This is a genomic window from Bacillus sp. FJAT-29937, assembly GCF_001509555.1.
In the GTDB taxonomy this organism is placed as follows: domain Bacteria; phylum Bacillota; class Bacilli; order Bacillales; family Cytobacillaceae; genus Cytobacillus.
Genome location: NZ_LMAS01000008.1, coordinates 1 through 20,567 on the forward strand (window position 1 = coordinate 1; position 20,567 = coordinate 20,567).

At 37.7% G+C, this 20,567-nt stretch carries 25 protein-coding genes and 1 riboswitch; of the genes, 16 read left to right on the forward strand and 9 right to left on the reverse strand.

Annotated elements, in window-relative coordinates:
• Window positions 1-90: 90 nt before the first annotated feature.
• Window positions 91-1,716 carry a DNA topoisomerase III gene (topB, locus tag AR328_RS16590; protein ID WP_442854461.1) on the forward strand — a complete coding sequence of 542 codons (1,626 nt, stop codon included), beginning with the start codon at window positions 91-93 and terminating at the stop codon, window positions 1,714-1,716.
• Window positions 1,717-2,092: 376 nt separating this feature from the next.
• Window positions 2,093-3,586 carry a histidine ammonia-lyase gene (gene hutH, locus AR328_RS16595; protein WP_066298896.1) on the forward strand — a complete coding sequence of 498 codons (1,494 nt, stop codon included), beginning with the start codon at window positions 2,093-2,095 and terminating at the stop codon, window positions 3,584-3,586.
• A 275-nt stretch (window positions 3,587-3,861) separates the two neighbouring features.
• Here the strand turns inward: hutH and AR328_RS16600 are convergent, their stop codons facing one another.
• On the reverse strand, window positions 3,862-4,041 hold the full coding sequence (locus AR328_RS16600; protein ID WP_066298226.1) for a hypothetical protein: 180 nt from the start codon (window positions 4,039-4,041) through the stop codon (window positions 3,862-3,864).
• 89 nt (window positions 4,042-4,130) lie between these two features.
• Complete coding sequence (locus tag AR328_RS22650; RefSeq protein ID WP_156422729.1) at window positions 4,131-4,277, reverse strand: CotG/ExsB N-terminal domain-containing protein; 147 nt, start codon at window positions 4,275-4,277, stop codon at window positions 4,131-4,133.
• A gap of 159 nt (window positions 4,278-4,436) precedes the next feature.
• Here AR328_RS22650 and AR328_RS16605 point away from each other — a divergent pair, with 159 nt between their 5' ends.
• From AR328_RS16605 to motB, 4 genes are all read left to right on the forward strand, one after another.
• A complete protein-coding gene (locus AR328_RS16605) occupies window positions 4,437-5,531 on the forward strand; it encodes a CotH kinase family protein (protein WP_066298229.1) in 1,095 nt (364 codons plus the stop codon).
• A 136-nt stretch (window positions 5,532-5,667) separates the two neighbouring features.
• A complete protein-coding gene (locus AR328_RS22655; RefSeq protein ID WP_156422730.1) occupies window positions 5,668-5,877 on the forward strand; it encodes a hypothetical protein in 210 nt (69 codons plus the stop codon).
• Window positions 5,878-6,262: 385 nt separating this feature from the next.
• Window positions 6,263-7,057 carry a flagellar motor stator protein MotA gene (gene motA / locus AR328_RS16610; RefSeq protein WP_066298234.1) on the forward strand — a complete coding sequence of 265 codons (795 nt, stop codon included), beginning with the start codon at window positions 6,263-6,265 and terminating at the stop codon, window positions 7,055-7,057.
• Window positions 7,050-7,823, forward strand: coding sequence for a flagellar motor protein MotB (gene motB, locus AR328_RS16615; protein WP_066298237.1), 774 nt, complete (start codon window positions 7,050-7,052; stop codon window positions 7,821-7,823). Before motA ends, motB begins: the two co-directional genes overlap by 8 nt.
• Before the next feature lie 79 nt (window positions 7,824-7,902).
• On the opposite strand, the gene AR328_RS16620 is transcribed toward motB, so the two are convergent.
• Window positions 7,903-9,102 (reverse strand): MFS transporter, encoded by a 1,200-nt coding sequence (locus tag AR328_RS16620; protein ID WP_066298246.1) that lies wholly within the window; start codon window positions 9,100-9,102, stop codon window positions 7,903-7,905.
• A gap of 30 nt (window positions 9,103-9,132) precedes the next feature.
• Entirely contained in the window at window positions 9,133-9,549 is a 417-nt protein-coding gene (locus AR328_RS16625; RefSeq protein WP_066298253.1) for a MarR family winged helix-turn-helix transcriptional regulator, read from the reverse strand.
• A 178-nt stretch (window positions 9,550-9,727) separates the two neighbouring features.
• Here AR328_RS16625 and AR328_RS16630 point away from each other — a divergent pair, with 178 nt between their 5' ends.
• Window positions 9,728-10,828 carry a carbohydrate kinase gene (locus AR328_RS16630; RefSeq protein WP_231734952.1) on the forward strand — a complete coding sequence of 367 codons (1,101 nt, stop codon included), beginning with the start codon at window positions 9,728-9,730 and terminating at the stop codon, window positions 10,826-10,828.
• 15 nt (window positions 10,829-10,843) lie between these two features.
• Window positions 10,844-11,755 carry a pseudouridine-5'-phosphate glycosidase gene (locus AR328_RS16635; RefSeq protein ID WP_066298256.1) on the forward strand — a complete coding sequence of 304 codons (912 nt, stop codon included), beginning with the start codon at window positions 10,844-10,846 and terminating at the stop codon, window positions 11,753-11,755.
• A gap of 50 nt (window positions 11,756-11,805) precedes the next feature.
• Here AR328_RS16635 and AR328_RS16640 read toward each other — a convergent pair whose 3' ends face one another.
• The gene (locus tag AR328_RS16640) at window positions 11,806-12,435 is read right to left on the reverse strand and encodes a class D sortase (protein ID WP_066298259.1); all 630 of its coding nucleotides are present in this window, start codon (window positions 12,433-12,435) and stop codon (window positions 11,806-11,808) included.
• The gene (locus tag AR328_RS16645; protein ID WP_066298267.1) at window positions 12,436-12,780 is read right to left on the reverse strand and encodes a helix-turn-helix domain-containing protein; all 345 of its coding nucleotides are present in this window, start codon (window positions 12,778-12,780) and stop codon (window positions 12,436-12,438) included. It lies immediately after the preceding gene.
• Between the two features lie 236 nt (window positions 12,781-13,016).
• Between AR328_RS16645 and AR328_RS16650 the strand changes: the two genes are divergently transcribed.
• The 8 genes from AR328_RS16650 to AR328_RS22320 all read left to right on the forward strand — a co-directional run bounded on the left by AR328_RS16650 (window position 13,017) and on the right by AR328_RS22320 (window position 18,446).
• On the forward strand, window positions 13,017-13,214 hold the full coding sequence (locus AR328_RS16650) for a hypothetical protein (RefSeq protein ID WP_066298270.1): 198 nt from the start codon (window positions 13,017-13,019) through the stop codon (window positions 13,212-13,214).
• A gap of 47 nt (window positions 13,215-13,261) precedes the next feature.
• Entirely contained in the window at window positions 13,262-13,414 is a 153-nt protein-coding gene (locus tag AR328_RS22315) for an anti-repressor SinI family protein (RefSeq protein ID WP_082677282.1), read from the forward strand.
• Between the two features lie 382 nt (window positions 13,415-13,796).
• A complete protein-coding gene (gene sipW / locus AR328_RS16655; protein ID WP_066298282.1) occupies window positions 13,797-14,366 on the forward strand; it encodes a signal peptidase I SipW in 570 nt (189 codons plus the stop codon).
• 96 nt (window positions 14,367-14,462) lie between these two features.
• Entirely contained in the window at window positions 14,463-15,287 is an 825-nt protein-coding gene (locus AR328_RS16660; RefSeq protein WP_066298285.1) for a TasA family protein, read from the forward strand.
• A gap of 82 nt (window positions 15,288-15,369) precedes the next feature.
• Window positions 15,370-16,569 (forward strand): TasA family protein, encoded by a 1,200-nt coding sequence (locus AR328_RS16665; protein WP_066298287.1) that lies wholly within the window; start codon window positions 15,370-15,372, stop codon window positions 16,567-16,569.
• A gap of 126 nt (window positions 16,570-16,695) precedes the next feature.
• Window positions 16,696-17,520 carry an LPXTG cell wall anchor domain-containing protein gene (locus AR328_RS16670; RefSeq protein ID WP_066298290.1) on the forward strand — a complete coding sequence of 275 codons (825 nt, stop codon included), beginning with the start codon at window positions 16,696-16,698 and terminating at the stop codon, window positions 17,518-17,520.
• A 59-nt stretch (window positions 17,521-17,579) separates the two neighbouring features.
• The gene (locus AR328_RS16675) at window positions 17,580-17,888 is read left to right on the forward strand and encodes a DUF5658 family protein (RefSeq protein WP_066298293.1); all 309 of its coding nucleotides are present in this window, start codon (window positions 17,580-17,582) and stop codon (window positions 17,886-17,888) included.
• Window positions 17,889-18,126: 238 nt separating this feature from the next.
• Window positions 18,127-18,285, forward strand: a riboswitch (cyclic di-GMP riboswitch).
• Window positions 18,286-18,314: 29 nt separating this feature from the next.
• Window positions 18,315-18,446, forward strand: coding sequence for an anti-repressor SinI family protein (locus tag AR328_RS22320; protein ID WP_082677283.1), 132 nt, complete (start codon window positions 18,315-18,317; stop codon window positions 18,444-18,446).
• Between the two features lie 150 nt (window positions 18,447-18,596).
• On the opposite strand, the gene AR328_RS16680 is transcribed toward AR328_RS22320, so the two are convergent.
• The 3 genes from AR328_RS16680 to AR328_RS16690 all read right to left on the reverse strand — a co-directional run bounded on the left by AR328_RS16680 (window position 18,597) and on the right by AR328_RS16690 (window position 20,517).
• Window positions 18,597-18,920 (reverse strand): helix-turn-helix domain-containing protein, encoded by a 324-nt coding sequence (locus AR328_RS16680; RefSeq protein WP_066298296.1) that lies wholly within the window; start codon window positions 18,918-18,920, stop codon window positions 18,597-18,599.
• A 182-nt stretch (window positions 18,921-19,102) separates the two neighbouring features.
• Entirely contained in the window at window positions 19,103-20,161 is a 1,059-nt protein-coding gene (gene mnmH / locus AR328_RS16685) for a tRNA 2-selenouridine(34) synthase MnmH (RefSeq protein ID WP_066298301.1), read from the reverse strand.
• A gap of 128 nt (window positions 20,162-20,289) precedes the next feature.
• Complete coding sequence (locus tag AR328_RS16690; RefSeq protein ID WP_066298311.1) at window positions 20,290-20,517, reverse strand: DUF1128 domain-containing protein; 228 nt, start codon at window positions 20,515-20,517, stop codon at window positions 20,290-20,292.
• Window positions 20,518-20,567: the final 50 nt, after the last annotated feature.

The window sequence follows — 20,567 nt, forward strand, 5'->3', positions numbered from 1 at the left end:
GGGTAAAAAAATAATAGTCTTTAATTGTTGGTATATTTGTATTTATTTGATAGATTATACTCTTAGATATATTTACTCCCTAAATAGAGTATACAAGTTCAAACACCTACTGTCGCCATCATTGCAGCACGTGAGGATGAAATCAAAAATTTCAAAGCACAAACTTATTACGGCATCGAAGCTCAGACAACAGACCAATTAAAGCTGACTTGGCAAGATGCAAAGGGGAATAGCCGCAGCTTTGATAAAGAGAAAATGGATGGGATTGTGAAAAAGTTAGGTAAACAAAATGCAATCGTAACAGAAATTGAGAAAAAGCCGAAGAAATCATTTTCGCCAGGTCTATATGACTTAACTGAATTACAGCGTGATGCGAATAAAATTTTTGGCTACTCGGCGAAGGAAACATTGAACATTATGCAAAAGCTGTATGAGCAGCATAAGGTTTTAACGTATCCTCGTACTGATTCGCGTTTCATCTCTTCAGATATTGTCGGGACGCTTCCGGAACGGTTAAAGGCTTGTGGAGCAGGAGAATATCGTTCACTAGCTCATAAGATTTTAAGCAAACCGATAAAAACTTCGAAAGCATTTGTGGATGACAGCAAAGTGTCTGATCACCATGCGATTATTCCAACAGAAAGCTATGTGAATTTTTCAGCCTTCAATGATAAAGAACGGAAAATTTATGACTTAGTTGTGAAGCGGTTTTTGGCGGTCCTTTTTCCGGCATTCGAATACGAACAACTTACGCTTCGTTCAAAAATCGGCGAGGAGAACTTCGTTGCAAGAGGAAAAACTATTTTATCGGCAGGCTGGAAGGAAGTATATGAAAACCGCTTTGACGATGAAGAAGCTGCAGATGATTTAAAGGAACAAATTTTACCTCGCATGGATAAAGGCGATACATTAGACGTAAGACTTATTGCACAAACATCGGGTCAAACAAAGCCGCCTGCACGTTTTAATGAGGCAACCCTGCTTTCAGCAATGGAAAATCCTGCGAAGTACATGGATACACAGAATAAGAAATTGGCAGATACATTAAAATCAACTGGCGGATTAGGAACAGTTGCAACGCGCGCTGACATTATTGATAAGCTCTTTAACTCATTCCTGATTGAAAAGCGTGATAAGGACATTCATCTTACATCAAAGGGCCGTCAGCTGCTTGATCTAGTTCCTGATGAACTGAAATCCCCTGCTTTGACAGGAGAATGGGAGCAAAAGCTTGAGCAAATTGCACAAGGCAAGCTGAAAAAAGATGTTTTTATCAGTGAAATGAAGAACTATACGAAAGAAATCGTTGCTGAAATTAAAGCGAGCAATAAAAAATACAAGCACGACAACATTTCCACAAAATCCTGTCCAGACTGTGGCAAACCGATGCTTGAAGTAAACGGCAAAAAAGGCAAAATGCTCGTATGTCAAGACCGAGAATGTGGACATCGTAAAAATGTTTCGCGTGTCACGAATGCCCGTTGCCCGCAATGTCATAAAAAACTGGAGCTGCGCGGTGAAGGAGAAGGGCAAATCTTCGTATGTAAATGTGGATATAGAGAAAAATTATCTGCTTTCGAGGCACGCCGCAAAAAAGAATCAAAAGGCAAAGTGGATAAACGTACTGTCCAAAAGTATTTGAAAAACCAGCAAAAAGAGGAAGAACCTTTGAATAATGCACTTGCTGAGGCATTGAAAGGGTTAAAATTTGATTAAATAAACTTTGGGGGTCTTTCTCATATGAAAGCCCCTATTTAATTTGAACTGATGGACTGTCCATCCGAATCTATCCCAGAATTACTTTACTACACTAACAATCTAATAATCTAATTTGTTAAAATTTGTAAATTATTCATTGACATCCTCCTCCTGCTGAACATACAATTAGTTATATTCGCAAAATTTTGGTAATGGGAATGATTATGATGATGCGTAATAGGAAATTATTTTTTACATTACTTAAAAAGGCTGTATTTCAAACGCTTGTTTGAAGTACAGCCTTTTCTTTATCTCGCTAACGTAATAAGGAGGAAATGAAATGGTTGTTTTATCTGCAATTAAGGAAGTTAATAACGAAATGAGGAGGAAGGACATGGTAACTTTAACAGGGAACACACTTACTTTAGAGGAAGCAAGAAGAATTATATTTGAAAAAGAAAAGGTAGAGCCATCTAAAGAAAGTATGGTAGCTGTCAAGGAAAGTCATGATGCTGTGAAAAGAATTGTCGAGGAAGAAAGAGTTATTTATGGAATCACTACAGGATTTGGAAAGTTTAGTGATGTGCTTATTGATCAAAAGGATGTAAAGGACCTCCAGCTTAATCTGATTCGTTCACATGCCTGTGGGGTTGGAGAGCCATTTCCAGAGTCTGTCTCACGTGCCATGCTTCTATTTAGAGCGAATGCTTTGTTAAAAGGTTTTTCTGGTGCAAGACCAGTTGTTATTGAAAGATTGCTTGAGCTTGTTAACAAGGAAATTCATCCGGTTATTCCACAGCAAGGATCGTTAGGAGCAAGCGGGGACTTAGCGCCGCTTTCACACCTAGCATTAGTGCTAGTTGGGGAAGGAGAGGTTTTTTATAAAGGGGAGAGAAGACCTTCACTGGAAGTCCTTATAGAGGAAGGCTTAGAGCCGCTGACATTGGAAGCGAAGGAAGGTTTGGCGCTTATTAACGGGACACAGGCAATGACGGCCATGGGCGTTGTCGCGTATTTAGAAGCGGAAAGACTTGCTTACCAAAGTGAATTAATTGCCGCTGTTACGATGGAAGGATTAAATGGGATTATTGATGCTTTCGATGAAAAAATTCATTTGGCTAGAGGATATAAACAGCAGGTAGACACAGCTAGAAGAATGAGAGAATATTTATCAGGCAGCGGGCTGATCACGAAACAAGGGGAAATTCGTGTTCAAGATGCCTATTCGATTCGATGCATTCCACAGGTTCACGGGGCTTCATGGCAAGCATTAGACTATGTGAAAGAGAAGCTTGAAATTGAAATGAATGCTGCAACAGATAATCCGCTTATTTTTGATCAAGGGGAAAATATCTTTTCAGGTGGTAATTTCCACGGTCAGCCGATTGCCCTTGCCATGGATTTTATGAAAATTGCAGTTGCAGAGCTTGCGAATATTTCGGAGCGCAGAATAGAGCGTTTAGTCAATCCGCAGCTGAATGACCTGCCGCCGTTTTTAAGCCCGGAACCAGGACTTCAATCCGGTGCGATGATTCTTCAATACTGTGCGGCTGCTCTAGTTTCCGAAAATAAAACATTAGCTCATCCGGCTAGTGTTGACTCAATTCCGTCTTCTGCGAACCAAGAAGATCACGTCAGCATGGGAACGATTGCGGCAAGACATGCATATCAAATTATTCAAAACGTGAACAATGTACTGGCAATCGAGTTAATTTGTGCGCTCCAGGCAGCGGAATTCAAAGGTTTTGAAAAAATGGCGGACAAAACAAAGTCGTTCTATTTAGAAGCGAGAAAAGTAGTCCCGTCTATTACGAAGGATCGAATCTTCGCAAAGGATACGGAGGCTTGTGCAGCATGGCTGAAGGATTTTGACGTGAAGACTATCTGATTGGATGGAAAAAGAGTATCCTGCATTCGGAAAGTGATTTGGGAGGACCCTAGTTCCGTTATCTATTTGAAAAGGTTGTTTTTCTAGTGGGAATCGGACTCAGGATCCGCTAATGCATGAAAAGAAAGCTATTTCACTCATGTTTTGCATCATTAACGGATTCTATGTCCTAATCACCCGAAGAAAGCACGAATTTTGTGGAAATAAAGGATCCTCTGTCCGCAAAAATATACAACCGCTCAGTTCATTCACACACTGAGCGTTTTCTTTTTTCACTATTTATCCCGAAATTCAGTCCCATCATGACCTTCAATTCGATTTTTGAAGGCTTCCTGTACGACAAGAAATTCCTCGTCCTCTTGTGCTTCTGTTGTTTTATTTTCTATTACTGAATTGGCTGGGAAATTACCCGGGTGATTTTTGTTTTTGTGGTTAAATTCTTTGCCTCTTGCCATTGTATCGTCTCCTTTCGTTTTCCTTTATGTATCTTCCCCTTAATTAAAAAATCCTATGTATAAAAAAATAGCTTTGCATTTGCAAAGCTTTATTCATCGTTCTCATGATCTCTTCCTGTAACGTGCGAACACTTTCTGCTAGATGAAAAAGGCTCTTGAAATAAAAACTTTTCCATTCCAGCTGCTATGACATCATTTACTGCTTGGCGAATCTCGTCTTCATTATAGTCTCTCAAAGTCGTAGCCTCCTTCTTAATGATACTATTAGCATACGAATCCATTTGCAGGAATGACTTAGACGATTGCGTATTTTTGAAAATGGATGAATAGTGACTGTCATCTCTTTAAGGTTTGTCATACGAATAAATAATGGCATTCATTTGGGGGAGATTATTTTGAAAAATGAAGGTATACCAACATATGACTTATTTATTAATCCAAAAAGTCTTATCGATTTAAAAAAGGATGTTTGGGCTAATAAATCTGTTACAGGGAAATTGAATATTCAAAATAAAAAGCATGACATTGATATTAAGTATCGAGGATATTATGTTCGTGAATTTGAGAAGAAATCGTATCATCTTCACTTTTATAAACCTAGGACTTGGAATGGGGCAAAAGAGCTGCACTTAAATGCAGAATATAAAGATCATTCATTAATAAGAAATAAGCTTTCTTTTGATTTTTTCTCTAGTATCGGTGTCATGGCACCCTCTGCAGAGCATGTCTTTCTTGTTTTAAATGGAAAACAAGAAGGAGTCTATTTGCAATTAGAGTCAGTAGATGAATACTTTTTCAAAAAAAGAAATATTCCAGTGCAATCGATATTTTACGCGATTGATGGAGATGCAAATTTCTCACTGATTAGTGAATATGATAATGCTCCTAAGAGATCTTTAGAAATGGGATATGAAATAAAGTATGGACCGGATGAAGAATTTTTGATCTTACAAGAGTTTATTTTCAAAGCCAATACACTTTTAAGAGAAGAATTTGAACAAGAGATAGGAAATTATATAGATGTTGAAAAGTATTTGCTTTGGCTAGCTGGTGCGGTTTGTACTCAAAACTACGATGGATTTGTACAGAATTATGCTCTGTGCAGGAATGGGGATGAGGGGTTATTTGAAATTCTTCCTTGGGATTATGATGCCACTTGGGGAAGAGATGTTCATGGCGATATTATGGATTATGACTATGTAAGAATAGAAGGTTTTAATACGTTATCGGCAAGAATGCTCGATGTCCCTTCATTTAGAAAATTATATTATAAAAACCTCGATCAAATCCTCAACCATCAATTTACAGTCGATTATATAGAACCAATAATACAGGACATATATACGAACCTCCGTCCCTATGTTTTAAGAGATCCCTATAAAAAAATGTATATCGAACAATTTGATATGGAACCGGAATTCATTTGTAAATTTATTACGGATAGAAACAACTATTTGAAAAGTGAGCTGAAAAAGCTAGGTTTCAACTAGGAAGGGGATAGAGTGATTGCTAATAAAAAAAGGCGAGTATATTTAGAAAATGGGCGCTTTATTTTAGTTGTTTGTCCACTCCATATTTAATCTAAAACATAATCTATATTAGTGAAAAAGAAAGGGGGGAAGATAAATGATGGACCAGGATTCAGGAAGACAGCGGCCAATTAGGGTCAATGACGTGAATATTCTTGCAAATAGAGTGAATGTAAGAGAAGCCCGCAGAAGTGATCGCAGAAGAACAGATCGCAGAAGATCAGATCGCAGAAGCGACTGCAGAAGACGTAGAAGTGATTTCTTTTGCGGTTGCAGAAGACGTTGTGGTTGCGGCTTCTTCTTCTAACAATTAATAATGAAATTGCTGGTAATGTCTATAAACATTGCTGCTCAGCCACTGATTCACCTCAAACGGAACAAGCATTTTCACGGTAGTACCAGCTATTAGATCAATTTACCTTTCAATAAGCATTAATCTAAGAAAGGGCAGGGGTTCCATCCCTGTCTTTCTCTTGTTAGGGAACAAATTAGGAGGAGCAACATTGAAATAAGGTAAATGCAATAGAAATTTCAAGGTTAAGGAAAAAAATATATATGCTAGGATAGTCAAACAATGAAAAAGTCTTAGGCATTGAGAAAGAAAAAAAGAGTTTTACCTAAATCTTTAAGGGAATATGTCGAAATAAGAAGAGAGGGAGTATTTTTAAATAAAGATGGGTGAGGACATATTTATGGATAAAGCAACGTTAATAGGATTAATATTTGGTATTATCGCAGTCGGAGTAGGGATGGTTCTTAAAGGAGTAGATCCTTCAGTACTAATGAACCCAGCGGCGATATTAATTATTTTAGTAGGGACAGCTGCCACAGTAGCCATTGCGTTCCCGACTAGTGAAATAAAACGAATTCCAAAGTTGTTCGGAATTATTTTTAAAGAGAAAAAACAAATGAATCCAGTCGATTTAATAAAAATTATTTCTGAATGGGCACAGCTTGCAAGAAAAGAAGGGTTGCTTGCCCTAGAAGCAAAGACAAGTGAAATCGATGATCCATTCTTAAAAAATGGCCTTTCGCTTGCTGTAGATGGTCAGAGTGCAGATTACATACGGGACGTTTTAAATGAGGAAATTGAAGCAATGGAAGAGAGACACGCAGCGGGAGCTCAAATTTTCTCCCAAGCTGGCACCTATGCCCCGTCACTTGGGGTATTGGGAGCTGTTGTCGGATTAATTGCGGCCCTTGGAAATATGAGTGATACAGATTCTTTAGGTCATGCGATCAGTGCGGCGTTCGTTGCAACATTACTCGGGATTTTCACAGGATATGTTCTTTGGCATCCATTTGCAAACAAGTTGAAAAGAAAATCAAAGCAAGAGTCAAAGCTTAAGACGATGATGATTGAAGGAGTTCTATCGGTTCTTGAAGGAGAGGCACCGCGGGTGATTGAACAAAAATTAGCTTCTTATTTACCTGCTGGAGATAGAAAGATATTCCTTGAAGAAGGCGGCGTGAATAAAGGTGAGTAGAAGGAAAAAGAAAAAACACAATGAGGAACATGTTGATGAATCATGGTTGCTTCCATATGCAGATTTATTAACCTTGCTGTTAGCCTTATTTATCGTTCTGTTTGCCTCCAGTTCAGTTGATGCGCAAAAGTTTCAGGCGATTTCAAGAGCTTTTAATAGTGCATTTGCTGGAGGAACAGGGGTTTTTGATTTCCCAAGCCCAATACCTGAAGGGCAAATGCAGTCTACAGATGTTAAAGGCGAAGATACGAAAAGTAAAAAGGAACAAAAAGAAGCAGCTGAGCTATTGAAGCAGATAGAACAGCAGGAGCTTGCTAGTATCCAGAATAAAGTAAATTCCTATATCGATCATAACAACTTGACTGAAAAGCTTCAAACATCCCTTACAGACGAAGGATTGCTTGTTTCTATTCGAGATAATGTATTATTTTCACCTGGAAGTGCTGATGTTCGGACAAATGATATGAAGGTTGCCGGTGAAATTGCCGAGTTGCTAATTATGGAGCCCCCTAGGAATATTATTATAAGCGGGCATACAGACAATGTTCCAATCGGGAATGCTCCGTTTGATTCAAACTGGGAATTAAGCGTGATGAGGGCGATTAACTTTATGAAAATTGTTCTGCATAATGAAAAATTAGACCCAAGCTGGTTCAGTGCAAAGGGCTTTGGAGAATTCCAGCCAGTTGCATCTAATGATACGAGTGAGGGAAGAGCGAAAAATAGAAGAGTAGAGATATTAATATTGCCTAGAACCGGAAACTAAACCTCAATTGGTTTAGTTTTTTTTTGGTTAGATGCGCAGATGAAAAAAGGAAATCAGCCAATATGCTGATTTCCTCCAATTAAAATTCTGATGTCTTTCTGGACTGGGGCAAAATGGCTGTCTTTCCGTGTAACAGAAAGTAAGCAACTAGAGCAAGAAAAATGACGCCGACTAAAATTAAATATACAGTTGAAAAGCTTGTGTAAGCCGCGACAATTCCGAGAACGTAGGAACCAACTCCAATGCCAGTATCGAAAAATGTAAAGAATGTCGAAGTGGCTAACCCTCTTCTTGAAGGATCAGAATTTTTAATGGCAATCGTTTGTAAGCAAGGGGTAAGGCTTCCATACCCAAAGCCGATAATGACCCCAGCAAGCAGAAATCCAAAGGTGCTAGTAGCCTGGCTGAGTAAAAACATGCCTATGGCGAATAAAATGATTGCCGGATAAATAATCTTATTTTCCCCATAAAGATCAAACCATCTTCCGGTAAAAGGCCGGGAAATAAGCATGGCAGCAGCATAAACAACAAAGAAGAAGCTTGCTGCTTCGAGTAAACCAAGCTCTTTTGCATAAACAGAAATAAACGCAAGAATTCCTGAATAGCTGACTGCAAGAATTCCAGCCACGATGGCAACAGGAATTGCTTTCTTCTCAAATAGGCTGGCAAACGATAATTTTGGCTGTTGAGCTGTTTTTGATACGGAAGCATTCTCTTTAGGCAATTGAACAGCGAAGGAAAGAGGGATGGCTAGGAATGATAAAATGGAACATAACATAAACAGCGTGTTAAAGCTTGAATACTGAATAATCGTTAAACCAGCGAAAGGCCCCATAACCATGGCTAAATTCATAAACATCGAATAATAGCCAAGTCCTTCCCCTTTTCTTTCATTTGGAATAATGTCAGCTGCGATTGCACCAGCTGCTGTCGTTACCATCCCAAACCCTATGCCGTGAATGAATCGTAAAATAAGCAAACTCAGCATCGTGTTCGCCCAAAAATAAAAAATACTAGAAACGAAAAACAAGATCAACGCAATAAACAAAATCTTCTTCCGGCCAATTTCATCAAGCCATTTTCCTGATAACGGTCTGATCAAAACCGCAGCTATAAGGAAAACGGATGTAATCAATCCTACTTGGGTTCCGTTCCCATTTAATTCGTCCAATACATAAATCGGCAGTGTTGTCAGCAAAATATAAAAGCCGATAAACATAAAAAAACTAGTAATTGAAATACTTAGAAAACCTTTTGTCCATAATGGTTGCTTATTCATAGATGTCCTCCTTATTAACTGCAGAAATATTTAAAGATTACTTGACATCTTTTTTAAAATTGCCAGTATTTCTTCGGTCTCTTGATTAGAAATATTTTTTAAAACTTGACTCTCACATGTCCGTACAGTTTGGAGCCAAATTTCATACATACCGTTCGCTGCCTCAGTAAGAGTGATTTGTTTTTCTCGTTTGTCGGTACCGGTATTCTTTGTGATCCAGCCTGACTTTTCCATTCTTGCTAACGACCGCGTCATAGTAGGGGCCTCAACTCCTAGATAATGGGACAATTCCTTTTGAGTGGCTGGCCCATTCGTCTTAAGCAAATATATTATTGTCCATTGAGCTGTGTATAATCCGAGCGGGGTTAATGCTTCATTCAGGTTTTTTGAAAAATGCCGGCTAAATTGGTTAATCGAGTGAAATAGATTATTTGGTATATGGTTCAAAAAAATCACCTTTTCAAATTAGTTACCTAGCTAACTATATTCCTAATTTCATTTTCTGTCCAGTTAATAACAAATTAAAAGTAGGGAAAGTTAGAAGGGAAAAATAATTTAATAAAATATATTGCATAAATTAAAACATGTGTTTATAATAAGGACAAATGTTTAAAAGGGTTGAATGATGATGAATCAAAAAGAGATGTTAATATTGCAGCTTATTAAAGAAAACCCGTTTATTTCCCAAAATGAAATTTCAGAGAAAACGGGATTATCGCGATCGGCTGTTGCCGGTTATATTTCCTCTCTAACTAAACAAGGAAAGCTGTTAGGCAGGGCATACGTTCTTCCGAATAGGAAACAGGTTGTTTGTATTGGCGGGTCTAATCTAGACAGGAAAATTCAAACAGTCCAATCACTTCAATTTGGTACTTCCAATCCTGCGGAAAGTTCTCAATCATTCGGCGGGGTAGCAAGAAATATTGCAGAAAACCTTGGGAGGTTAGGCTGTGATGTTGCCCTCATGACCGTAGTGGGAGAGGACCGAGAAGGAGAATGGCTGCTGGATCATACGAAAGCCTATGTTGATATCGGTCCCGCTCAAGTGATTTCAGACGCAGCTACAGGAACGTATACTGCCGTTTTGGATAATGAAGGGGAAATGGCCATTGCTTTAGCAGATATGTCAATCTATGATTCCATTGACGTTGACTTGTTAGAGAAAAAATGGGGATATATCGCCTCTGCTGAATTAGTCGTGATTGATACGAATTTTCCGGCTGATGTCATGCAAAGAGTAATTAGCAGATGCCAAGAAGAACAAATTCAGCTTTGTATCACCCCAGTATCCGCACCAAAAATAAAGAAATTGCCAAAAAGCTTGGCTGGTGTCACCTGGCTAATTGCCAATAGAGATGAGGCAGAAGCCTTATCTGACATGCAAATCAAGGATGATGCTGACTTTTTCAAGGCAGCCGAAAGGATATTGGAAAAGGGTGTAGAGAAAGTCGTCATCACTAGAGGAGATAAAGGAGTCATTTTTGTTACACAAGATGGAGAGTCTGGCGCGGTACTTCCACCGAAAATTCATGTGGAAGATGTGACGGGTGCCGGAGATTCACTTGTCTCTGGAATTATGTACGCACATTTAAAAGGATTGAATATCGAAAATGCTTGTAAAATAGGAATTTCTTGTTCCAGCATTACATTGCAATCACACGAGACCGTTAATCCGAATTTAACTCAAGATTACCTACAAGAAACATTTAACCAATACTTTAAATAAGGGAGTTTTGTCATCATGTTAGAAAACTGGATCGAATACTCAGCAGAAGTACAAGAAGCAAAGAAAGCAAATAAACCAATCGTTGCATTAGAATCAACAATCATCTCTCACGGTATGCCATATCCACAAAACGTGCAAACAGCTAGAGAAGTAGAAGAGATCGTCCGCAAAAACGGTGCAGTTCCTGCAACCATTGCAATTTTAGGTGGAAAAATTAAAATCGGTCTTTCAGATGAAGAGTTAGAATACCTAGGACAAGCTAAAGATGTTGCGAAAGCTAGCCGCCGCGATCTGGCATACCTAGTAGCGCAAAAGAAAGATGGTGCGACAACCGTTGCTACGACAATGATTTGCGCAGAACTAGCAGGCATTGAACTATTCGTTACAGGCGGAATCGGCGGGGTTCACCGTGAAGCAGAAACAACAATGGATATTTCTGCTGACCTTCAAGAATTAGCACAAACGAATGTAGCAGTCGTATGTGCAGGTGCGAAATCCATTCTTGATATCGGCTTAACATTAGAGTACTTAGAAACACATGGTGTTCCGGTTGTTGGGTATGAAACAGATGTCCTTCCTGCATTCTATACACGCACAAGTCCATTTGGCTTGCATCAACGTGTAGACACTCCTGAAGATGCTGCAGCGATTATCCGCACAAAATGGGAGCTTGGCCTAAACGGCGGTGTCGTCATCGCTAACCCAATCCCGGAAGCAGATGCATTAGAAGAATCATTCATTACAAATGTGATCGAATCAGCATTAAAAGAAGCGAAAGAAAACAATATCGCTGGTAAAGATGTAACTCCTTTCCTTTTAGGAAAAGTAAAAGAGCTAACAGAAGGTACAAGCTTAACGGCTAATATTGCGCTTGTGAAGCATAATGCAGAAGTTGGTTCAAGAATTGCGGTTAGTTTGCAAAAATAATAGATTTTCATAATAAAATGGCCAATTCCTCAACCCGGGGATTGGCCATTTTAATTTTTTATGGGATTTTCTGTTCGATGTGCGGTTAATACATAGCGATAAGGAGCATCGCCAATATAAGAAAAGGGATAGCAGGTGGAGACTGTTAGTGTTTCGGTAGGTGAGGTAGACTTTATTACCGTTGTATCGTTTGCTTCGACAATTTGGGAGCCGGTAATTTCGTAGCTATATGAGCCGTATGGCATGATGACGTGAAATACATCCCCATTACTTAAGTCTCCGAGTCGGCGAAAGACAGTTTCTCGGTGGCCGGAAAGTAGAATTTGATCTGGCTGTCCAGGTAATGCTGTACTAGAATAGTGGCCTACACCTTTTTCTAATTCATATTCGCTTGTTCCTTCAACTATAGGAAGCTCTGCTTGGAGTTTGGGGATTTCTAGGATTCCGATGACTTCTCCTTTTTTGAAAGGATTGATAAATTCTGCCTGTTCTTTTTGAAGAACAACCCCATGTTCCTCTTTTTGCACAACCATTTGAACTTTCTCTCTAGCTTCTTTTAAAGAGGTATCCTTGTTTTTCTCAAGCATATAAATATCTTTTATAGAGAACAGAACAAATCCAATCCCCGTAATAAAAATGATGGAGGCGGAAATTAGAGTGAATTGTTTTCTAGCAAACACTTATTCATTGCTCCCGTTCATATTCTTAAATTTAATAAAATCCAAATAATAAGCAAATTCCTCTTTCGTCACACCAATATCAATCGCATCATGGACCAATTCAATCCATTCACGATCTACTTGATTCAGATCATTTGGCTCCGCCTTTTTCTTCTGATCAAGCAAATCCTCTACATCCGTATCAAGAGTTTTTGCTAGTCTTGATAATACTTGCAGAGATGGATTTTGTTGAATGCCCCTTTCTATGTAGCTTAAATAAGATTTAGATACGCCCGCTTTTTCAGATAGATCATTAATGGAAAAACCCTTTTCAATTCTTAACCTCTTAATACGTACGCCAACCATATATTTATTCCCCTTTTATTTAGTTTACCTCATTTTCATTATAACGAACAAAGTGTTCAATAAAAAATACGAAATATTGAGATAAATCTAGCAATTTGAAGAAAATCTGCGAAAGTTGTTCTTTAAAACGAAAAAACGAGCGAATTTGATTTTTTATAAAATAGGAATATTAGACTATAATTTATGGAAATGTTCTGTAAAAGGAACAAACAAATCCATTGTAGGTGGTGCCCAATATGTATCAAAAAAACTGTGATCAATGCCATCGTCCGTCTTATAGCAGCAGCGAAATAGGAAGCTGGCTGTGCCCAGTTTGCAAGAAGGATTTAACTGCATACCCGTTTTTTGATGCTTTGACTCTGGAGAGAATTTATATTAAGGCAATACCGTATCAGAAGAAAATAGAGAAATATGAATTTAAACAATTAAGGTGATCATTTAATCTTATAAGAAGGAACTAATTATTAGGAGGAACAGTCCTATGGAGACGAAGGCATTTATTGATAGGTTAGATCAGGAATGGATCCAGCTTATATTAGAGGCAAAAAAATTAGGAGTTGAAAAAGAAGAGGTTCGCGAATTCCTTCAAAAATATATTTTAAACGAGCCTTTAACTAATAAGCCAATATGCTAATACAAAATAGAATAGTTAGTAATAGCTAAGGTATTTCTTACAAGGATGTTTGTACTCCTTTTGAGAAATACTTTTTTGTTTCATGGGGTGTGAATCATCGGTTCTGTGTAAAGAACAAAAGTGTTCTAAATAAATTATAAAATAGTTAGAAAACAAGAGAAATAACAAGGAAACAAGCATAAAATGTTCTTTATATCGAAAAAATGGCCGTTTTTGGGGTTTTTCAAATTAAGGCTTTTGACATATACTCAAATCAATGGGTTCGATATAAAGAACAAACGAACTAGAAAAGTTGAAAAGTGTTCCTTTTTAGGAACAATAGCCTGCCTAAAGTTTTTAGAAAGTTAAATCAATTTAACGAATATTTCAAGAGGTGAAAGAAATGAAGAAAGTGATGAAAGGAATTAGCAACGCAATCACATTCCTACTGTTTGCTCTACTACTTGTAATGGTCTTTCTGGTAATTTCCTCAAAAGCATCTGGAGGAGAGCCACAAGTATTTGGATATCAAATGAAAAACGTCCTATCGGGTTCAATGGAACCAACTTTTAAAACGGGCTCAATCATAGCAGTTAAACCAGTCGAGGATCCCGCTTCTATTAAAGAGAAGGATGTAATCACTTTCATTGTGGAAGATGGCAGTATGGTAACCCACAGGGTTATGGAAGTAATGCAAAATGGTGAGCACACCATGTTTAAAACAAAGGGTGATAACAACGAAGATATGGATACCCAACCAGTGTTAGCTCAAAACGTGCAAGCTGTATACACAGGATTTACCATTCCTTATTTAGGATATTTCATAGATTTTGCAAAATCAAGCAAAGGAACAGCCATGCTGCTAATCATTCCAGGACTACTATTACTCGGTTACTCAGCACTTTCAATCTATCAAGCCATTAGAGAGATTGATAAACGTAATACACCACAGGACAATGAGAAACCAGCTTAACATCGGTTGAATTCCTTATGGAAACATAAGGTTCAATATAAAAAAATTACATACCCCGAAAAAAAGGCGGGGGAGAAACCAAGGAGGAAAAGAAAAATGTCAATCAAAAAGAAATTAGGTTTAGGAGTAGCATCAGCAGCACTAGGATTATCATTAGTAGGTGGAGGAACTTGGGCAGCATTTAACGACACTGCAACCATCAACAACCATTTTGCTTCTGGTACGCTTGATTTAGCAGTTATTGCTAAAAAAGATGGACAGCCAATTAACTTTGACCTAAGCAACATGAAGCCTGGAGATAGTGTTGAAAGGATTTTCACATTGAAAAACAACGGAACATTGGCTATTAAAGAAGTATTGTTTAATGCAACAGCTGGAAATTTCAAAATTGGTGATAAGACAGCTGGAGAAGGGGATATGCATGCATTCTTAAGCCAATTCCAAGTTGATGTCTTTAATGTTGATAGAAGTACAGGGGCTGTTAATTCTATATACAATCCTAATGAAGTTGCTAATTTATCAGAATTTGTGAAAGGTACTTATTTAAATAAAGTTAAGCCGAGCTATAAAGGCACCGTAGCAGGTACTTTGAATTTAACACATTTAATTTCACCTTACCCTGATTCTGTTGAAGGTGGATTACCAGCTGGGGATTTAGATGATGTTCAGATCAAAATTTCATTTATTGACAATGATGAGAAAGATGCTAAGGGTGAGTATAAACAAAATATTTTCCAAAATAACAAAGTTGACTTCAAATTCAACCTTGAAGCTACACAGTGGGATGGTGTAGAAGTAAGATCAACAGATGGAAATGGTGAGGTTAATAACGGTGTTCAATACTCAGCTGATGGAGTTAAACAACCAGATCCAAGAACAAAAGCAAAAGACAACGGCACTGGTGAAGCTGTAACAGACTGAGAATAATATTTTATCAATAGAAAAGGCGGATTTCCGCCTTTTCTAGATTATTTTGCGGAATAATAATTTCTGGAGGGAAAATATGAAAATCAAAAAGAAATTAGGATTAGGGATAGCATCGGCAGCACTAGGATTAACCTTAGTAGGTGGAGGAACGTTTGCCGCATTTAACGATGTAGCATCGATTAATAATCATTTTGCTTCGGGTACACTTGATTTAGCTGTAATAGCTAAAGGGGAAGGAAAGCCAATTAACTTCGATCTTAGTAACATGAAGCCTGGCGATAGTGTAGAAAGAATATTCACTTTGAAAAACAATGGAACCTTGGCTATTAAAGAAGTATTGTTTAAAGCATCAGCTGACAATTTCAAAATTGGAGAAACAGCAGCTGGATCAGAAGATATGCATGCATTCTTAAGTCAATTTAAAATAGATATCTTTGAAATTGATAGAGAGACAGCAACATTGTATTCTGTGTTCAGTAATAATGAAACTGCCACTTTATCTGAACTAGTAAAAGGCACTTATTTAAATAAAGTTAAACCTACTTATAAAGGATCCGCAGAAGGCACATTAAATTTATCTCACTTAATTGCAATCGATCCTAATTCAGGTAAAAATGGCTTGCCAGTTGGGGATTTAGATGATGTTCACATCAAAATCTCATTTATTGACAACAAAGAGAAAAATGAAAAAGGTGAATATAAGCAAAATAAGTTCCAAAATAACAAAGTAGATTTCAAATTCCACCTTGAAGCAACACAATGGGCTGGTGTAGAAGTAAGAACCCAAGATGCTAATGGTGAGGTAAATAATGCGAAACAAGGTACCGCAGATGATACAGTGACTCCAACTAAACAACCAGAAATTAGAACTATTCCAGGTAAAAACATTGATGGTGATGCAGTAACTGATGAGCAAGGTAACCAAGGCGGAGGCAATCAAGGTGGAGGCAACCAAGGCGGAGGCAATCAAGGTGGAGGCAACCAAGGTGGAGATAACCAAGGTGGAGGCAACCAAGGTGGAGATAACCAAGGCGGAGACAACCAAGGTGGAGATAACCAAGGCGGAGACAACCAAGGTGGAGATAACCAAGGCGGAGGCAACCAAGGTGGTGGTAACCAAGGCGGAGGCAACCATGGCGGGGGCAACCAAGGTGGTGGTAACCAAGGCGGGGGCAACCAAGGCAACCAGGGTAACCAAGGTAACCAAGGTGGAGGAAACCAAGGCAACCAAGGCAACCAAGGCAACCAAGGCGGAGGTAAAGGCGGCAAAAATTAAAAGGTAATAATCTACTAAAAAATATAGATCAAATAAGATGAATATAAGAAGTGATTCCTTATTCATTTTTTTAATTACTCCTCACTCATTGGTTTTATCTAATAAACTTTTTATTTAGGAGTTGACATGAAAAAAAAAATACTTATTGCTTTGATTATTATCGGCTACCTTTCTATTGCTTCTCTTCCATTAACTATTTATGCGAACGAAAACAATCAATCTGGAATAATAATATCTCCGGATAAATATTTATTTGATCTTTCAAACATAAAACCCGGAGACACGGCTGCTAGAATCCTTACTATACAAAATCGTGAAAAAACAGATTTTACCTACATTTCAAAGGCACAGTTTTTAAAAGGGTCAGAAAAACTTTATAAAGAGTTTCTGTTAAAAGTGTGGGATTCAAAGGAAGTATTGTATAACGGCAAATTATCAGACTTTGACGGGTTTAAGCCTAGACATTTACCTTCAAAAAGCCAAGAGGATTTAAGGTTTGAGGTAACTTTCCCCTATGAACTAGGGAATGAGTTTCAAGGTTTAGCTTTTGATTTTGAGTTAAGGTTTATAATGGAACCTTCAAGACAGAGTCCTAATCCTGAACCAACTCCAGATCCTAATCCTAACCAAGATCCCGATCCAACCACTGACCCTGACCCAAAAGATAATAATGCTGCACCTCCTACCAACTCTGAAACAGAATCAGACCAAGGAAATGATCAGAATAATAATATAGAAAATCCTGTAGCAGAAGAGGATACGGCTATGCCCATTCCTATACGTTCCATTCCTTTTGAAGAACTAGATGCACCAATCCAAAAGGGACAAATTTTACCTTCAACAGCTACAAATATGTACAACTATTTATTAATAGGAGTCATATTAATGACAGCAAGTGGCGGTTTTCTACTGCATCAAAAAAGGAGAATAAGAGATAATAAAAGGCCTTGATTGGAAATAATACGATCAAGGACCTTTTATTAATAGCAATGGAACAGGAAGGATAAACAGTGAAAATCAATTTTAAAAAGATTTTTTTTTATTTAGCTTTACTGAATTTGTTCGATGGGATAGTCACATTTATCGGTATTCAATTTTCGTTAATTGAGGAAATGAATCCAATCATGAATGCCCTTTACCAGACAAATCCGTTCTATTTTCTTGGGTTTAAAGTAATTCTATCTGCTGCTTTGTGTATATTCCTCTTTATAAAAAAACTTCCCGGTAAAAAAATGGTGAATAATTTAGCCCTTGCAGCCACAGGTTTATATACAATTGTTTTTGTTATTCATGCCATTTGGATCATCACGCTCATATAAATTGAAAAATAATTTCGACTATATTTAACATAATTATGGTAGAAACTAGATGATAAAGGCCCTTTTTTCTAAAATTAATTAGAACCTCACTATAAATGTTTAAAAAGTGTGGTAATTTGTAAAATAATTGTCAGAAAAGGGAGTAAAAAGTTATTTGAAAATTGACAAAATATAACACAAATACCAACTGCCTATCCACTACAATATAACTAGTGGATCATTTACATAAGGAAATAGCTTCAGAAAAAGGCAAACTTATTGAAAGATAGGGGCGCAAAGTCACGGGTCTAAAGTATGGATGAACTGTTCTTTTTTGCGAGATTTCTACATAAACTCATTTTAACAGGCAACAAATAGAAAAGGGCAGATTCCATACCAAGATGGCTGGATTGCCTGGAATACGATTCGTATTTTGGGGGGAAGAGTGTGGGGAAAACGAAAGTCCAAATGGAATTACTAGACAGTGAGTGGATGAATTTAATCATGAAGGCGAAGCAAATGGGGATTGAGAAAGAGGAAATCAGGGAGTTTTTATTAAAAAATAGAGTAAAAAGCTAGCTTTGGAAGTAGCTGAATAGAGAGAATCGCACAAATAGCTAAGTGTTTCTTAAAGGGCAACTGTTCTTTATAGGAATGCTTTTTATTTTGCAAAAAAGACGCAGAGGGTCATTGTTAACCTTTGCGTCTTCTTCTGAAAAAGCCAATATCTTATTTATTTTGATCAATTCTCCATTTATTAAATTCAAGAAATTCGCGGAATTGTTCTTTCGTTACACCGGAATTCATCGCTTCTTGAACGATATCTACCCAATCCGAATCCAATTCATCTGTATTCGGCTGTTCATGGATTAAATGATCAACCGGAACATGAAGGACAGCTGCAATTTTTTCAAGAAATTGTATGGAAGGATTGGTTTGCAGGTTTCTTTCTAACGAACTTAAGTAAGACTTGGCCACACCAGCTTGTTCGGCAAGCTCGGATAACGACATTTTCTTTTCCTTACGAAGTAATTTTACGCGATCACCGATCATCCAATCTCACACACCTTATCATGGAATATTTAATTAATCATATCAAAATTCGATCAATAGTTCCATATTAAGAACAATTTGTTCAAAAAATATACTAATATCTTATCATAATCTTCGAATGGTTTTAACTTTATTTGTACGTACTGTAAATTATTTTATAAAAAATAAAAAAAGTGCTCAAATTATTTTGATAGAGCACTTTTTGTTTCCAATAACTTCAATATCTCTTCGACGGCCATATCCGTATTCTCCGCCTCAATATGATGAAATACCCCTTCATAGTCCAGTTGTTTGTGGGCATACCGTGAATCATAGTAATCTTCCAGCAAAATTCGAATGACTAATTTATAGTCTTGATTTCTCGCTGCCTCATTTAAAGCAGCTATGATGTCTGAATTCTTTATTCGCTTATAAATATACGTTAAACGCTCCATTACTCTATCATGAAACCATTGTTCATTCTGATAGGGCTTCACATACTCACGATAAATGCGCTCGATACGTGAAGATAATGACGCTTGAAGGTGAATATTAAACCCTTGATGTTTTTTGTCCAACAATTCATCAGGCTGAACGACCTTTCCGACCCGCTTACTTTCAGCTTCTACTAAGAAAAACGGGGAGTCCTTTATTTCTTTTAATGTTTGGAAGAGGAGGGAGTCAAAGGTTTTCTGATTATGGCCCTCGAATAAGCCAAACGATCCAAAAATGGAGCCGCGATGGCAGGCTGCTGCCTCTAAATCAATGACAGGCATGCCTTTTTCCTTTAACTTTTTCAGTACTTCCGTTTTGCCTACACCTGTCATGCCGTGAATAGTTATGGCACGTGGGGGGATTAGTCCGGGTATTTCTTCTAATATATATTGCCGATAGGCCCGATATCCCCCAACTAATCGAAGAGTGGATATTCCTGCAAAAGATAGAAAGGTAGCAACCGATTTACTGCGCATTCCGCCTCTCCAGCAATAAACAACGGGCTGTTTCCCTTCGTCAATTAGTGCCTTAATCTGTCCCAAAATAGAAGGGAGCTTTGGTGAAACGACTTCCATCGCCCGCCACTTTGCCATATCTGACCCTTCCCGTTTATAAATCGTTCCGATCATCGCTCGTTCTTCATTCGTAAATAAAGGGACGTTGACTGCCCCGGGAATGTTGGAGTCAGCATATTCACTAGGTGATCTCACATCAATAGGTACGGCATCTTTTAAGGCAAGTAATTGATCAACATTGATCTCTTTCATTTTTATTCCTCCGAGTCTGCATATAAGAATATTTTATCCATTAATAATTGGTTTGAAAACCCGGAGTTCATTAGTACATTTATTTTTATAAAAAATAAAAAGCAGCCATCACAAGGCTGCTTAATTAATCACTTATTTTTTCTTAAATTTCCAAGCTCCTCTGCCAACGCTTGCATTTCGTTCGGACTGAAGCTGTCCTTTTTCATGACGAGATCATAAATATCCTTTAATTCCTCATACATTTCCTCATCAAAATGGGAAGGCTTGATTGCGCCAAAGTTTAAAACCTTTAGTTTTTCTTTAATTTTTTCAATCATGTATTCCACATTTTCTACTGATTTTTGTGCTAAATCCACCCGAATTCCTCCTCAAAAAAATCTATCCGAAAACTCTAGCAAGTATTCTC